Annotated in this window: 13 protein-coding genes and 1 pseudogene; 1 reads left to right on the forward strand and 13 read right to left on the reverse strand. The window is 44.1% G+C overall.

Annotated features, from left to right (window positions below; genetic code table 11):
• Positions 1-10: 10 nt before the first annotated feature.
• The 8 genes from ASD40_RS23410 to ASD40_RS23445 all read right to left on the reverse strand — a co-directional run bounded on the left by ASD40_RS23410 (position 11) and on the right by ASD40_RS23445 (position 7659).
• Positions 11-1516 carry an MFS transporter gene (locus tag ASD40_RS23410; RefSeq protein ID WP_057305564.1) on the reverse strand — a complete coding sequence of 502 codons (1506 nt, stop codon included), beginning with the start codon at positions 1514-1516 and terminating at the stop codon, positions 11-13.
• The gene (locus ASD40_RS23415; protein ID WP_057305565.1) at positions 1513-1701 is read right to left on the reverse strand and encodes a hypothetical protein; all 189 of its coding nucleotides are present in this window, start codon (positions 1699-1701) and stop codon (positions 1513-1515) included. The genes ASD40_RS23410 and ASD40_RS23415 overlap by 4 nt, the downstream gene beginning before the upstream one ends.
• The gene (locus ASD40_RS23420) at positions 1691-2227 is read right to left on the reverse strand and encodes a Rieske 2Fe-2S domain-containing protein (protein WP_057305566.1); all 537 of its coding nucleotides are present in this window, start codon (positions 2225-2227) and stop codon (positions 1691-1693) included. Before ASD40_RS23420 ends, ASD40_RS23415 begins: the two co-directional genes overlap by 11 nt.
• Positions 2228-2252: 25 nt before the next feature.
• On the reverse strand, positions 2253-2816 hold the full coding sequence (locus tag ASD40_RS23425; protein ID WP_057305567.1) for a 4Fe-4S dicluster domain-containing protein: 564 nt from the start codon (positions 2814-2816) through the stop codon (positions 2253-2255).
• Positions 2813-4984 (reverse strand): molybdopterin oxidoreductase family protein, encoded by a 2172-nt coding sequence (locus ASD40_RS23430; protein ID WP_057305568.1) that lies wholly within the window; start codon positions 4982-4984, stop codon positions 2813-2815. The genes ASD40_RS23425 and ASD40_RS23430 overlap by 4 nt, the downstream gene beginning before the upstream one ends.
• Positions 4971-6011: a hypothetical protein gene (locus tag ASD40_RS23435; RefSeq protein ID WP_057305569.1), complete on the reverse strand. Its 1041-nt coding sequence runs from the start codon at positions 6009-6011 to the stop codon at positions 4971-4973. The genes ASD40_RS23430 and ASD40_RS23435 overlap by 14 nt, the downstream gene beginning before the upstream one ends.
• Positions 6012-6351: 340 nt before the next feature.
• Entirely contained in the window at positions 6352-7038 is a 687-nt protein-coding gene (ric, locus tag ASD40_RS23440) for an iron-sulfur cluster repair di-iron protein (RefSeq protein WP_057305570.1), read from the reverse strand.
• A 93-nt stretch (positions 7039-7131) separates the two neighbouring features.
• Positions 7132-7659 (reverse strand): hemerythrin domain-containing protein, encoded by a 528-nt coding sequence (locus tag ASD40_RS23445; protein WP_057305571.1) that lies wholly within the window; start codon positions 7657-7659, stop codon positions 7132-7134.
• A 172-nt stretch (positions 7660-7831) separates the two neighbouring features.
• Between ASD40_RS23445 and ASD40_RS23450 the strand changes: the two genes are divergently transcribed.
• Positions 7832-8848, forward strand: a complete 1017-nt coding sequence (locus ASD40_RS23450) for an acyltransferase family protein (RefSeq protein WP_057305572.1) — start codon at positions 7832-7834, stop codon at positions 8846-8848.
• 602 nt (positions 8849-9450) lie between these two features.
• Here the strand turns inward: ASD40_RS23450 and ASD40_RS23455 are convergent.
• The 5 genes and pseudogenes from ASD40_RS23455 to ASD40_RS38825 form a co-directional block, all read right to left on the reverse strand.
• Positions 9451-9993, reverse strand: coding sequence for a hemerythrin domain-containing protein (locus ASD40_RS23455; protein ID WP_057305573.1), 543 nt, complete (start codon positions 9991-9993; stop codon positions 9451-9453).
• An 88-nt stretch (positions 9994-10081) separates the two neighbouring features.
• Positions 10082-11110, reverse strand: coding sequence for a GTP 3',8-cyclase MoaA (gene moaA / locus ASD40_RS23460; RefSeq protein WP_321166577.1), 1029 nt, complete (start codon positions 11108-11110; stop codon positions 10082-10084).
• A gap of 12 nt (positions 11111-11122) precedes the next feature.
• Positions 11123-12403: a molybdopterin molybdotransferase MoeA gene (locus ASD40_RS23465; RefSeq protein WP_057305574.1), complete on the reverse strand. Its 1281-nt coding sequence runs from the start codon at positions 12401-12403 to the stop codon at positions 11123-11125.
• Between the two features lie 146 nt (positions 12404-12549).
• Complete coding sequence (locus ASD40_RS39485) at positions 12550-12843, reverse strand: sodium-independent anion transporter (protein ID WP_082562400.1); 294 nt, start codon at positions 12841-12843, stop codon at positions 12550-12552.
• Positions 12836-13351: pseudogene (locus ASD40_RS38825) on the reverse strand (SulP family inorganic anion transporter); the annotation flags it as partial. The pseudogene ASD40_RS38825 and the gene ASD40_RS39485, both read right to left, overlap by 8 nt.
• Between the last annotated feature and the right edge of the window lie 490 nt (positions 13352-13841).

The raw sequence follows: 13841 nt of genomic DNA on the forward strand, positions 1-13841 counted from the left end.
CTTTTCCCTCCTACTTAAAGCCTCTTTGTTTGGTAATATCGCTAAACATTCCCGAATAATAGACGACATCTCCGGCATCATTCTTGACTGCGCTTATCGTGAGCCATTCCAGATACACATCGCCATTCTTTTTACGATTCCAAATCTCACCTTGCCAGAAGCCCTGACTGCGAATTTTATCCCACATGGTATCGTAAAAAGCACGATCCTGTTTCCCTGATTTCAATACGCTAGGCGTCATACCCATTACTTCTTTGGCTTCATAACCAGTCAGCTCTGTAAAGGCAGCATTAACGGAACGAATCGTTCCCTTTGTATCGGTCACCATGATGCCCTCTACCGTATTTTCAATAATCTTAGCGGATAGACCTAATTTCTCCTGATAAAACATCCAAACAATGAGAATCAAGCTGGCCAAAGCCACCTGTGATAAGGCCATGAATCCAATCGCATAATGACCTGTCAGCTTGAATAGGAAGGTAAGTAGCAGAGGCGGGAAAAATCCACCTAAACCACCCATCGCTGAAATAATACCATTCGCAATACCTGCTTGCTTGGTGAAATACATTGGAACCAATTTAAAGATGGTACCATTGCCCGTTCCGGCGCACAGTGCAATGGTTAAGCAACCTACTGTGTACCAAGTCATCGATGGGGCAAAAGAGAGTAGGATACCTGAGGCCGTCAAGCCTGCAAAAACAAACATAAGAATTTTGAAAGGGTTAAATTTATCCCCTAGGTAACCCCCGATTGGCCTCATAGCTGTCGCCAGCACGATAAAGCCACCCGTACGCATCCCCGCATCTACTTTGGACAAATGAAAGCTGGTGACCATAAAGTTCGGTAAATAAACCGTGAAAGCAACAAAAGAACCGAAAGTAAGAAAGTAGAATAAGCATAAGAACCATAGCTTGGAATTCCCGGAAACCCCTTTTATTTGTTCGACAAGGGATGTTTGTACAGGAGGCTCTTTGCGATCCCCGGCCAAAAAGTTCAATACCGCCATAACAATAAGTAAAATGCTGTACAGCATAACGGTTTTGGACCAACCTATTTGATTCGCTATGACGGGTGCTCCAAAGGTGGAAAGTGCTGTTCCGAGATTACCGATCCCGTAAATCCCATTAACGAAACCATGTCGTTCCTTGGGATAATATTTAGGCAAAGAGGTCACTCCCACGGAGAAAACAGCGCCACCAATCCCCAGGAAAAATCCCCCAATAATCAGATCCCCGAAGGAATTAGCTTGACTAACCCAGTAAACAGGCGCAAGCAATAGAATAAAACTGATCGCAAATAGCTTTCTTGCCCCATATCGATTCGTCCAATACCCCACAGGCACCCGCATCACGGAACCGAACAAGATAGGAATAGCGGTAACCCACGTGAGCTGCGAGGGGGTTAACTTAATCGTCTCTTTAATAAATGGCATTAACGAAGACAAGATTACCCATACCATGAAACCTAATACAAGACTGACGGTTTGAAGAGGCAATTGTACTTTTTTGATATTCATTTCACATCACGCTCCCGACGATAGATCCAAGCTGCAACAGGGAATAACAAACCGTTCAATAAAGCATAAACAAGAACTGTACGGTAATGTTCGAAATAGTAAGCATTTACTGCCTTTTGTGTACAAACGATGTTAAGAAACAAGACTATACATAACAAAATTACACCGACGTAGCTACGCTTCATATCGTTTCACTCCCGTCGCATAAATCGCGCCTTGCTCCTTCTTCAAGAGAACCTCTGGCAAAGGTCTCTTGGGGGGTCCTGCTGTAGGCGACCCGGTTCTGGCATCGAAGATGCCGTGGTGGCAAGGACACACCATCTCATCCTTCTCTTTACTCCAAAACACGGGACATTTGAGGTGTGTACACGCATTTTGATAAGCCTTGTACTCGTTCTCGCCAAGGCGAATGAGCAGAGCCGAATCGTGCTCGCCCGGATAAGCGAACTCAACCGCATCTCCAACCGCAAGCGAGCTGATGTCTGTGATTTTCAGCTGGGGATAGGACTTTTTCGATAGTCCCGTCAGTTCTTTGGCAGCAAGAGCTCCCCAGGGCAACGTAGATACAGCGAATACTCCGGCTGCCCCAACCAGCGTCTTCATAAAGCCGCGTCGATCTAATTTTCTTTCATCATTTTTTCTTATATTGTGGGTATAATTATCTTCTTTAAAAGGACTATGATTATTGCCTTGCTTGTTGTCCTGTTCCATACAGGCTCACCCCATCACAAGTAGATTAGAACAATTTTTGTTTCTCTTGCAGAATGCCTGGGAGGCAGATCTTCACATTCGTTTCACCCTCTAGCGGATCGAAAGGTTGATGACTTGCCGTCCATTTTCCCAGCTTATGCTGAGCTTTCTTCGCTGCTAGTTCTTCTTCTGTCACCCATTGAAGTGTGTTCGTCGGGCAAACGGATGCACACATGGGAGGAATGCCCTCTTTGGTACGATCATAGCAAAGATCACATTTATACATCAGATTCTGCTCTTCATCGAATTTAGGGATACCATAAGGGCATGCAATGGTACAATTTTGGCAGCCGATACATTTCTCAACTAATGCTGAAAGCACAGCACCTTCTTCGGTGATCTGAATGGCTTGGGCTGGACAGCTTCTCGCACAGGCTGGATTCACACAGTGAAGACACATCAAAGGAATCGTTTGGCGGGTTACAAGCGGATTAACGTCGTATACATAATTGCGATTTCGTTCATCGTGGCCTCCGCATTGTGTACAAGCAGCCAAACAGCTTCGACAGCCGATGCAATTATCCATTTCAATGTATAGATGTTGTTTCATCGGATGTTCATCCTCTCAGGTTGCTTTGCGATCTGTGCTGCGCAAGTCTTAAACTCCGGCATTTTGGACATGGGGTCCAACGCCGCTATCGTAAGCAGATTAATCGACTGCTCGTGGCCGAAATGATAAGGAACGAAGACGGTATCTTTACGAATCGCTTCTATGATTTTCACTTTATAAAAGGCTTCTCCACGACGTGTATACAACCTGATGACTTCGTCATGTATGATGTTATATCGCTCCGCTGTTTCCGGATGTACTTCGACGTAAGGCTCCGGACACATGTCACGCAGGAAAGGAATTCTTCTTGTTTGATTTCCGGATAAGTAATGATAGACAACCCGGCCTGTCGTAAGACGAAGCGGATATTGCTCGCAAGGCTCCTCGGCAGGCGGTCTGTAAGGAAGCGCGCATAGCTTCGCTCTGCCGTCCGCATGGTAGAACTTGTGATCTAGGAACATATGCGGCGTACCCGGATCTGCTTCATCGCGGCAAGGCCAGAATACACCGTCCTGCTTGTCGATCTTCTCCCAAGTGGCTCCGTAATAGTCGGCATATCCGCCTTTGGAGGCAAGACGGAATTCGTCTGCTACATCCCTGGCTGTCTTTAGATGGCCGAAATACTGCCCTCTGCCTAGTCGCTCCGCGAGTTCTACTTGAATCAGCCAGTCAGGTTTCGATTCGCCAACGGGTTCTTGCGCTTTATTAATCTTGATGATCCGTCCTTCCAGATTCGTCACTGTACCTTCATCTTCTGACCAGGTTACAGATGGCAGTACAACATCGGCAAACTCAGCCGATTCGGATAAGTACATATCTGAACAGACCATGAAGTCCAGATTTTTTAAAGCAGAGCGGACGAAGTTTAGGTTTGGCGCAGAAACGGCTGGATTTGAACAAAGAAGGTACAAGCCGCGAATTGTCTTGTCTTGCATAAGCTCAAACATTTCATAAGCCGATACGCCGGGCTGTGGCATTTCTTCAGGTTTAATTCCCCACACGCTGCACACTTCTTCTACATGCTTCGGATTCGTTATTTTGCGGTACCCTGGAAGGGCATCGGCCTTTTGTCCGTGCTCTCTTCCGCCTTGACCATTTCCTTGCCCGGTAAAGGTGGCTACACCTGACTTTGGACGGCCGATCTTCCCAGTCACCAAGCACATATTCGTGTAGGCTGATACGTTATCAGATCCTTTAATTTGTTGTTCAATGCCACGAGCGAACATAACGATAGCGTTAGGGGCTTTACCATAAATCTCAGCAGCCCGTATTAATTTCTCAGGAGAAACACCTGTGATTTCGCTCGTATATTCAGGCGTGAATTCCTTCACAACCTCTTTCATTTCATCAAAGCCGTTGGTGTGATTGGCGACAAATTCAGCATCAACGTGCCCATTTTGAATCAGTAAATGGATCATACAATTCGCAAGCGCCAAGTCCGTGCCTGGGCGTAAATCGAGATGAACATCCGCCCGCCTGGCGATAGGCGTTTCTCGGGGATCTGCTACAATCAAATAACCGCCGCGGCTCTGCACTTCCCATATGCGGAACATAGAGGTAGGGTGACACTCGGCTGTATTACTGCCGGCGATGAACAAGCAATCCGTCTCATGCAAATCGGTCCACGGTAATGTAGATCCTCTGTCAACTCCAAAGCTGCGAAGGAAACCTGCTGCTGCGCTTGACATACAGAATCGGCCATTGTAATCAATGTAACGAGTCTGCAGCGCGACTCGGGCGAACTTCCCTGTCAGATAACATTTCTCATTGGTCATCGATACACCGCTGAATACTGAAAGTGAGTCCTTGCCGTACTTGCTTTGCATCTCTTGAAATCTTTGAACGATTAACGCGTAGGCCTCTTCCCAGCTGGCTTCGCGGAAGCCTTCCTTCGTTCCTTTGAGCGATGCATCGTCACGGATTAGCGGACGCAGCAGGCGATCATCGTGATTCGTTTGTTGATAGGCCGTCACACCTTTGGGACACATCTTGCCCAACGTTACCGGCCAATCATAGCGCGGCTCGACGCCGATGATTTGATTGGAAGAAGTATCCACCCGCAAATTCATCCCGCACTGCATGCCACAGTAAGAGCAATGGGTTTTAACCAATTTTTCGTTCGGGTGGGTTTTATTCGCGATTGTCTTAAAGAATTTATCCTTTTGCATTCTGGTTGCTCTCCTTTACGCGAATCTGATGGGTAGGTATTCCTGTAAATCGAGACATTCTGTATTTCCGGCGGCATGGCAGGCAAAGCTCTGCCAAGTGGAAGCCTTCCTCTGTTTTGAATTCAATCTCATTCACTTTAAGCACAGCGATGACATCATTGGATTGCTCGACAGATACAAAGCCCGTTCCACAAACCTTACAGCTTTTCATCTCTTGCTCTGTGTAATGTTCTCTGTAGTTCCGCGCAAACACACTCATAGGACGAAACGGTATGTGCGCCAGCTTTCCGAAAGGGATATAAATCAGTGTCACGATAACGGACCATTGGTGGACTAATGTGACAACCGAATGTCCATAGCCGTGAAGGAATATATTGCAGAAGGTGAGCAGCAATCCTGTTAAACTAACGAATAACAGCATATATAGCGGAAGAAAATCATAGATAAATGTTTGTTCCGCTCGGGCCTGCATGTTCTTAAGTCTACGATATAAGGCCATGCATACTCCGCCAATCACCATGAAGGCCGTAATGTTCAACGCATTGTAGAATAGAAATCCGAGAAGCCCATCCGCCTTTATATTCATGAGGTTGATCCCGAATCCAACAACCGTGTAGGTTCCGTTCTCTGCCATCGTGAAGTACATCCAACCGAACACCAGCGGAAAAGTAACGAAGGCGGATAAGATACATCCCCAACCAAGAAGAACGTGCTGTGTCCAGCGATACCACCCGCGATTCCAGATAAAGCGATAGGTGAGTAGATGCTCAGTAGTTGTCTGAGGCGTGCTTTTTCGAAATAACAGCTTTATGCCTTTTTTCAAAATAATTTTCGTAGGCGGGCGTTCCCCCCAAGCAATAAAGCGATAAAAGAATCCGCAAATGAAAACGACCGTACCTACCATATACCCATATAAAGCCAAGTCAATATGTGTAAAAAACCTCGAACCCACTCCCATAAGAATGAATAACCCGCTAACAACTAGGAAGACACATTTGGCGAATTTTGACGCGAACGCTCGATCCATATTTATCATTGCCCCTTCACTTGTCAATCTTATATTTGTATTAAATCATGATTCGGCCCTTCTGCACTGTGAGAAAAATCACTGTAAACCCACTTCGTGTTAGGTGCTTGATCCAACTATACGGATTTCCAGCAATCATAAATGTGATCTCAAACACATTTCTTCGAATGACACGAGATGGACAAAAAAACGACCTTCCATCAGATCTACTTAGATCTAAGGGAAAGCCGCAATCTTACCGTGTGAATACACGGGCGATTAAGCTCCATACCAACGCTAGAAAGCTGAGAATCCCGGTGGCTATAAACAGAAGTGGAAGCCTGAACATGGGCTCTTCCCCCTAAACGCGATTAAACAAAATGTTGTTCTCCAAATGGATGTGCTGGAACATATCCGCTTCCAATGCCTCCAGCTTCAAGTAAGTAAGCTGAAACGTTGTGCAGGCATCCTCCGGCAGCTCATAGTCTTTGGTGATTTCCCTCATTTGTCTAAGTAGATCACCCGAGCCCTCATGCTCCTGTTCGAGCGCAGCCAGAATTTCCAGCAGCTCTTCTCTTTTCTCTTTTGTGGGATCTTTCTCAAACGCAATGACAGCTGGGAATGCTTCTCTTTCTTCTTTATCCATATGATGCTCCATCTCACTTTTCAATGCTTCATACCATTGATGAACTTGAAGGAGTTCAGGATGGTAAGATCCATGCACACGTGCCACTTTTTGCACATATTCACTTAAATGCGGCAGTGCCGTTTTCAAATAGCCATGGTGGACGCGAATAATATAATCAATTAATTCGCTTGCGCTTAACTCACTCCAATTCAAGTTGTCTGATTTAGCGGATGTAGCTGCTTCAACAAGGCTTTTTAACAGAACCTCTTCCTCAATTTTTTGGTCTCGAATCACTTGAAGAAGTGATTTATTCCCTCCGCAGCAGAAATCAATACGGTATTCCTTAAACACCTCAGCTGTCTTGGGAAATCCCTTCACAATATCTCCTACCCGATCGGTTAATTGAATGTTCACTTCCATGATAAATCCTCCAGTTCAGCTGTGATCTGAATCAACTATACCTAAACAACAGGTAACCATGTGTGATAGCCGTCACACTATTGAAAATGCTTTTTAAGCTTTTCCATGAATATCGCTTAGCATTTGATTCGCAACCGGGAAAAACATCTCCTCCTCGGACAAAAGATGCTCCGATAATACAGAGCAGGCCACACTAAGCAGTGAAATCGCCTTTTTCAGCCTTATGCTGTCAGCACCTTTGCATTGATCTGCATATTCAAGAAATGAGCGAACAAATCGTTCCGCTTGTTTATGATCCTCTTCCAGAACCCAGGTTGAGGTCAAAAAAGTAGGCTCCATCCCTTGACTCGCATAAACGGCAAGGAGGGGTAAAACCTCATCTTCCTCCCAGTGTTCGTGAGCCTCTAACTGCTGCATGAAGGTTTCCATTTGTTTACGAATCTCTTGAAATAAACGCCTTGACTCTTCCGAGCCAAGCATGCCGACCATATGACTTGTCATTTCCTGGACATGATCAAGTTCTTTCTTTAACGCGCCATGTTCGTCCTTTAATCGCTCCAGAATCAGTTGAAGACTAGAAGTCTGAGCGTCATCTAACGGCATCCCAAGATCAATAACCATACATGATTCCTCCTTTTATTGCTGTAATCACATTGTATACCTTCATTTCAGCTTTCTCTGTGAGGAGAATCACAACGCTCGTTTCTTTTTCGTGACTTTAATCACTGCGGGAAATTGAAGCTAGATTTAGATTAGAAGAAAAAGAATTGATTCCATCATGGAGGTAATCGTCATGGGTAGAGAAGACAATACTGCTTCGAATACGTTTATGTTAAACGCTAAGTTTCTTCTTATTTTGTTTGTGGTCATCGCTAATTGTATAGAGCCGCTGATTCAACAAAGTGCAGCTTTCCATTCCTTATATCTGGGTATTTACACCTTTCATATTCCCATGTTTGTCATGGTGACCGGGTATTTCTCTAAAGGTTTCCGTTTAGATGTCTCAGGAATCAAAAGTCTGCAGATGATTTTTTATCATTATCTGATCTTCCAGAGCCTCTACTCTCTGCTCGATTCGCTGGCCTTCCATGCGCCGGGTGTCCGTTATTCTTTTTTCATTCCGTATTCGTTATTGTGGTTTTTATTCAGCCATTTTTGTTGGCGATTGCTCCTTCTACTCTTTACAAAAATGCAGCATCCGCTTGTGGTCTCAGTCATTCTAGGCGTACTCATTGGATACGCACCTTTCACTGGAACGATGCTCAGCTTTTCCAGAACACTCGTCTTCTTTCCTTTCTTCTTGGCCGGATATTATTTTCACCTCGATATGATTCCTAAACATTTCGTTCGCATGAACAAGGGGTTAAGCGTAATTGGCCTTCTGGGTATCCTGGTCTTTCTCAACACGACCCCACTTGATCCAAAATGGTTATATAGCAGTTTTACTTATAAGGAGCTAGGGGCCTTTCATTGGCATACGGGGGCATATCGTTTAGGTGTTTATACGCTAGAAATTATCGCTTCCTTTTGCTTCTTAAGCTTCGTTCCTCGCAAACAGTCCATCCTTACAGAATGGGGCAAATATACGGTATATGTGTTCTTGCTGCATGCGTTTATTACGAAAACCGCGATTTCGATGGGACTATTCTCGTATATACACACTTTTACACAATTGACTCTCGTCCTACTGCTTGCGGTGGCAATTACCTGGCTGCTGTTACAAGAATGGGTACGCCGATTCAGTCGGCCTCTTATCGAACCGGATCTATCTTTTTGGGAGCGATGGTTATCCCGAAAACATAGCATCTAGGTCCTTAAGATTGGTTTCAGATTGGGCGATTACGACCTGCTTTCGTTAAAGCAAACATTCGCTCTTACAAGCTGTCTGGTACACACCGAGACTACTATGGATAGCGGTTTAACCATGATTGATTAAGCAAGCTAATATCCCTTATCCTTTCTAATATCGCGGCACCTCATGAGATAAGACCAACGTACGCGCTTATTATCTGCACACGCTACATACTTGGCCGTATTAGCAAACAATAGGCAAGCTTAGCTTGCTTATAAAAATCAAAACGGGGCGATTCCGACAAATAAGCAACCTCAGCTGCCTTACCAGCCTAATGAAATGCGTAAACGACTCTTTCAAAACGCTTAGAAACAAACAAAAAAGAGGTATGGTCGAATAACCCATACCTCTTCCTGTGATGAAGTTGTAATAAGACCAAACATGCCATCGTTTCGGCGATAAACGAGGAATCGTTTTCCCTGCTTACAGGCTCAAGGCTTCCAAATGCCCGCTATTTTAACCCGCTTTGATGACGCATTCTATGCTTGATCTACTCCGTGTTTGTCTTTCAAATTTATCGGCAACAACATCGATTGATGCGTATTCATTTTGCTCATCTCCTATGAAAAAAAGGATTCCAAATCCGTCAGCACTTTCTCAGTTAAAGGAAAAATAAGTTGTTCTTCCATGGTAAAGTGGTCGTTTAGTATTAAACATGCCTGCACGAGATTAGATGCTGCCTCCGCTAATCTCTTCTTCACGACGAGAGGTGTTACCTCAATAATAGCTTCTTGAAAGGATTGGATAAATGACATGCCAAGTTGGTGATCTTTTTCCAATACCCAAAAAGAAGGCATGATAGAGGGCGTCGATTGACGATGAAAATAAGTTAACAGGAACGGAAATAATTCCTGCTCCTCCCATTCAGAATGTCGTTCCAGTTTCTCCACAAATTGTGCGGTCAGGTTTCTGAGATCTTGGACAAGCTGCATTCCCTTTACCGGATCATCCAATAGAATGACTTCCTTGGCACTCGTTTCAATCGTCCTGAGTTTTTCTCTTAATTCTTCATGCTCTACCCTTAATCGATCGGTAGCAAAGGCAAGCACATCCGGGTTTGAAGAAGCAATCCCATAATTATTGCTTGTGGAATGAATCACCATACAGAGTCCCTCCCAAAATAATCGTATCGTTCACTATCTATCTCTAGAATAGCTTCAAGAGTAGGTTCTCGCTGTGCGATACATCACACTAACCGCCAATATGAGACATTTCAACCTTATGTGCGGGAGTCGTCTGTGCTAGTCTCCTTTCGGAATACCGATCCTGACGCTCTCCCCATACTTGAACAATTAAAGATCTTAGATCTTCATCACTTGCGCCGTCTCTGAGCACACTTAGCAGGTCCGTCTTTTCTGAAGCAAACAAACACGTATACAAATGTCCTTCCGGAGACAGCCGGGCTCTTGTACAGGTACTGCAGAACGCCTGAGTCACAGAAGAGATCAAACCAATCTCTTGCTGAGAACCCTTATAACGATAACGCGTTGCAACCTCGCCTGTATAATTCGATTCCACCCGTTCCAGCGGCATCTCTCTATGAATGATCTCGATAATCTTTTTGCTTGAAACAACATGTTTCAAATTCCAACCATTACTATTCCCAACGTCCATAAACTCAACAAATCTCAAAATATGCCCGCGCTCCCGGAAGTATTTGGCCATTGGAACAATATCCTGGTCATTAACGCCCTTTTGTACAACCATATTCACCTTCACGGATAATCCTGCCGAAGCCGCGGCATCGATGCCTTCCAGCACGCCTTTTGCCGTAAATCCTCTCCCGTTCATGGCACCGAATCGCTCATCATCCAAACTATCCAGACTCACTGTGATTCGCTCTAATCCAGAGTCTCTTAACTCCTTTGCCTTGAGTTTCAATAATGACCCATTGGTTGTAACGGCAATATCTTTGACGCCCTCTATATGGCGAACCAGGGAAATAATTTTGCCAATATCTTTGTTTAAAAGAGGCTCTCCGCCTGTAATCCGTACTTTCTCTACGCCAAGAGATATAAATATCCGCGTTAACCGTTCTAATTCTTGAAGGCTAAGCAGCTTTTCTTGCGGAAGAAACCGATAATCTGGACCAAACACCTCTTCAGGCATACAATATCGGCAGCGGAAATTACAGCGATCCGTTACCGATATCCGTAAATCGCGAAGCGGCCTTTGAAGCGCATCTGTCATTGGTGGAACAATCTTATCGAGATTTTCCATATTTCGCCTCTCTCAGTACATAGTAAATTCGTAGGGAAGTGGGATAACCTCTACTTGCTGGCCGGCAGCAATCCCTTTGGAACCCGCTGGTATCATAATGATGCAATTAGCATCTTGTATGGATACAAGCATACTCGAGTTATTTTTTTCTAACATACTTACCTTTACCTGTTCATTTAAATACATCAAGCGTCCTCTTATATATCTATCGTGCGGACACCCTTTATCATAATCATTCGTAATAATCGCTTGAATGTGATGCTTACATGGACTTTCTATTCCTTGCATGGCAAGCAGCACAGGCCGTACAAGCAGTTCAAAACTCACGAAGCAGGCGCCGGGATTGCCGGAAAGACCAAGTACGAGCTTATTATTGATAACGGCTGCTGAAGTTGGACTCCCGGGCCTCATGGCGATTTTATTGAATAGCAGCGTCATATCGTTCTCGCTCGTTGAAGTAAAGAAGTCTGCCATTACATCATAATCCCCAACCGAGACCCCTCCACTAACAATAAGCATATCACATTTTCCCAAGGCATTTTTAATCGTTCGATTGACTTCATCAATATCATCGGGAGCAGTTCCAACCTTGACAGCCAACCCGCCGTATTGTTCAATTTGTGACGAAAGCATGTAGGCATTGCTATTACGAATTCTCCCTGGTTGAAGCGGCTCCCCCACAGAGATCAATTCACTTCCAGTCGTTAATACGCCGACGACAGGTCGACGGAAAACAGGAACTTTTTCATACCCCATAGAGGCAAGCAGTGCAATTTGGCCTGGACCTATTCGGGTGCCTGCGCCCATTAACAGCTGCCCTGTCGTTATTTCATCCCCGACCTTGGTAATGTTTTGTCCAGTGGTGACCTTATGCTTAATACGGATATAAACTTGTCCTTCCTCCTGATATTCCTCTGTCTGCTCGAACATGATGACAGCATCCGCTTCGTCCGGAACAGCGGAGCCCGTCATGATACGAATCGCTGTACCAGGAACCACTTGTTTATTCGAAGTGTATCCGGCAGGCACTTCATCAATCACTCTTAGACATGTAGGATGCTGTGGAGTAGCGAATAAGGCTTCTTCGCTCCGAACCGCATACCCGTCTAACCCAGAGCGACGAAAATGAGGCATACATTCCTTCGAGAACAGAGGTTCCGAAATCCTTCTATGTAAACAAGAATCAATCGACGTATATTCGTTCTCCAGCTGCAGAACATGCTGCATAATCATGTTCTGGGCATGCTCAACTTTGACGGCCTTGCGAGCAAACCTCATGCTCCGGTTTATCATGGATCAATAGTCCTTTCCTACAACGTTTAGCTTATTAGTTGAATCATAAATCTTTATGGTAAAAGTAGAAGTGATATTAATCACACGAGCGTACATGTAAAAAGGAGGTAACATGGACTTAAACCAGTATTACCTCCTTTTTATATTTAACCGCTCGGGTTCGATAGCTGCTGGCATTCACGGAACGCGAAATGCTTGCATCCAAGACATTGAGAAAAGTTAAGTTTTGTTAATGCAAAACTAACGGCTTCACCTGTTTTATCAAAAATGTGTCCCTGCCCAATGATCTCGTCTAATCTTGTTTTTAGGAGCATTTGGCGTGGTTGGTTTTGGATTTCGGAAATGAATACGAGGCCACCCTGATTTTTAAAGTGATTGACGATACTTGATAAATTAGATTCCCCTGTTGTGTCTATATAGGGAACATTGCCTGTACATATTGATTGTTGAAAAGTGAATGAATAATTCCTTCATATTGGAAAGAAATTCTTGATGTCTTTGAAGATTACTTAATCCAAGGAAATTGGCAATTTGGCCTGTAAATATGGTAACGGCAATTCCTGTGGTAAAACCTATTGTTACTGGACGCGGAATAAATTTGATTACGCCACCTAATTTAAAGATCCCCATGAATAACAAAATGACTCCTGCCATAAAGCCAGCGATAAGCAGGTTGTCGTATCCATACTGCATGACAATCGCAAATAGAATAGGTATAAACGCTCCTGTCGGACCGCCAATTTGAAATTTTGAACCACCAAATAATGAGATGAGTATCCCCGCAAATATCGTTGTGTATAAACCATATTCAGGTTTTACCCCTGATGCAATTGCAAACGCCATCCCTAGTGGAATGGCGACAATACCTACAATCAGACCTGAAATCAAGTCTTTTTGAAATTTTCTTCGATTATAACCCTGAAATCTGCCACTAAAAGAAAGCTTCATATCCAATCCCACCAATACTTAATATCTGATTATTTGAATATATGTAAAATCATATACCTAGAATAATTAGGTGTCAATTTCAATTTTCTTGGTCAACAAATACGGCTTACGTCGCCCACTGGTGAGAGTGTTAATGATGGTTGTGGTTGTGGTTGTGGTTGTGGTTGTGGTCTTAAATCGGGATCCCTCGTCATATCTGCTCTATTGAGGTTCTGGATGAATGAATCTATGATCTCGGTTGAATGTTGTTGCAGAAAGTGCAACAATTACGGCCTATATCTGGCCTATCTCCCATCATTGCTGCATCTTGTACAACAATTTGGTCCTATACAGGCCATTTCGCAATAAATGGGCTAAAATTGTTGTACAAACGAGTCAATTTCATAATAAAAGTCCGATTTTTCCAAGTATGGATTCGGGAGAAATGCAGTTGAATAAGAGCCTTTAGAGACTGCTATTTCTTCATTTCCAGCGTATTTTGTAAAAATAA

This window comes from Paenibacillus sp. Root444D2 (genome assembly GCF_001426375.1).
Classification (GTDB): Bacteria; Bacillota; Bacilli; order Paenibacillales; family NBRC-103111; genus Paenibacillus_E.

What these genes read in the sequence shown, in the direction of transcription:
- ASD40_RS23425 (WP_057305567.1), bottom strand. Translation starts at nt 2,816, where the DNA reads ATGAAACAACATCTATACATTGAAATGGATAATTGCATCGGCTGTCGA.
- ASD40_RS23410 (WP_057305564.1), bottom strand. Translation starts at nt 1,516, where the DNA reads ATGAATATCAAAAAAGTACAATTGCCTCTTCAAACCGTCAGTCTTGTA.
- ASD40_RS23415 (WP_057305565.1), bottom strand. Translation starts at nt 1,701, where the DNA reads ATGAAGCGTAGCTACGTCGGTGTAATTTTGTTATGTATAGTCTTGTTT.
- ASD40_RS23430 (WP_057305568.1), bottom strand. Translation starts at nt 4,984, where the DNA reads ATGCAAAAGGATAAATTCTTTAAGACAATCGCGAATAAAACCCACCCG.
- ASD40_RS23450 (WP_057305572.1), top strand. Translation starts at nt 7,832, where the DNA reads ATGGGTAGAGAAGACAATACTGCTTCGAATACGTTTATGTTAAACGCT.
- ASD40_RS23465 (WP_057305574.1), bottom strand. Translation starts at nt 12,403, where the DNA reads ATGATAAACCGGAGCATGAGGTTTGCTCGCAAGGCCGTCAAAGTTGAG.
- ric (WP_057305570.1), bottom strand. Translation starts at nt 7,038, where the DNA reads ATGGAAGTGAACATTCAATTAACCGATCGGGTAGGAGATATTGTGAAG.
- moaA (WP_321166577.1), bottom strand. Translation starts at nt 11,110, where the DNA reads ATGGAAAATCTCGATAAGATTGTTCCACCAATGACAGATGCGCTTCAA.
- ASD40_RS23420 (WP_057305566.1), bottom strand. Translation starts at nt 2,227, where the DNA reads ATGGAACAGGACAACAAGCAAGGCAATAATCATAGTCCTTTTAAAGAA.
- ASD40_RS23455 (WP_057305573.1), bottom strand. Translation starts at nt 9,993, where the DNA reads ATGGTGATTCATTCCACAAGCAATAATTATGGGATTGCTTCTTCAAAC.
- ASD40_RS23445 (WP_057305571.1), bottom strand. Translation starts at nt 7,659, where the DNA reads ATGGTTATTGATCTTGGGATGCCGTTAGATGACGCTCAGACTTCTAGT.
- ASD40_RS23435 (WP_057305569.1), bottom strand. Translation starts at nt 6,011, where the DNA reads ATGGATCGAGCGTTCGCGTCAAAATTCGCCAAATGTGTCTTCCTAGTT.